Source organism: Halomonas faecis (genome assembly GCF_010993975.1).
In the GTDB taxonomy this organism is placed as follows: Bacteria; Pseudomonadota; Gammaproteobacteria; order Pseudomonadales; family Halomonadaceae; genus Halomonas; species Halomonas faecis.
The window spans coordinates 1-850 of record NZ_JAACZO010000042.1; the positions used below are offsets into that span (position 1 = coordinate 1).

At 56.7% G+C, this 850-nt stretch carries 1 rRNA gene; it reads right to left on the reverse strand.

The annotated features are described in order from the left end of the window. Positions 1 to 835 (reverse strand): 16S ribosomal RNA (locus tag GFD32_RS13215); the annotation flags it as partial. Between the last annotated feature and the right edge of the window lie 15 nt (positions 836 to 850).

Genomic DNA, 850 nt, shown 5'->3' on the forward strand with positions numbered 1-850 from the left:
CCCAACGGCTAGTCGACATCGTTTACGGCGTGGACTACCAGGGTATCTAATCCTGTTTGCTACCCACGCTTTCGCACCTCAGCGTCAGTGTCAGTCCAGAAGGCCGCCTTCGCCACTGGTATTCCTCCCGATCTCTACGCATTTCACCGCTACACCGGGAATTCTACCTTCCTCTCCTGCACTCTAGCCTGACAGTTCCGGATGCCATTCCCAGGTTGAGCCCGGGGCTTTCACAACCGGCTTACCAAGCCGCCTACGCGCGCTTTACGCCCAGTCATTCCGATTAACGCTCGCACCCTCCGTATTACCGCGGCTGCTGGCACGGAGTTAGCCGGTGCTTCTTCTGTGGGTGATGTCCTTCTTCCCGGGTATTAACCGGAAAGCCTTCTTCCCCACTGAAAGTGCTTTACAACCCGAAAGCCTTCTTCACACACGCGGCATGGCTGGATCAGGGTTGCCCCCATTGTCCAATATTCCCCACTGCTGCCTCCCGTAGGAGTTCGGGCCGTGTCTCAGTCCCGATGTGGCTGATCATCCTCTCAGACCAGCTACGGATCGTCGCCTTGGTGAGCCGTTACCTCACCAACCAGCTAATCCGACATAGGCTCATCCGATAGCGCAAGGCCCGAAGGTCCCCTGCTTTCTCCCGTAGGACGTATGCGGTATTAGCCTGAGTTTCCCCAGGTTATCCCCCACTACCGGGCAGATTCCTATGCATTACTCACCCGTCCGCCGCTCGACGCCTGGAAGCAAGCTTCCATCGTTTCCGCTCGACTTGCATGTGTTAGGCCTGCCGCCAGCGTTCAATCTGAGCCATGATCAAACTCTTCAGTTCAAATCATCGTGATCC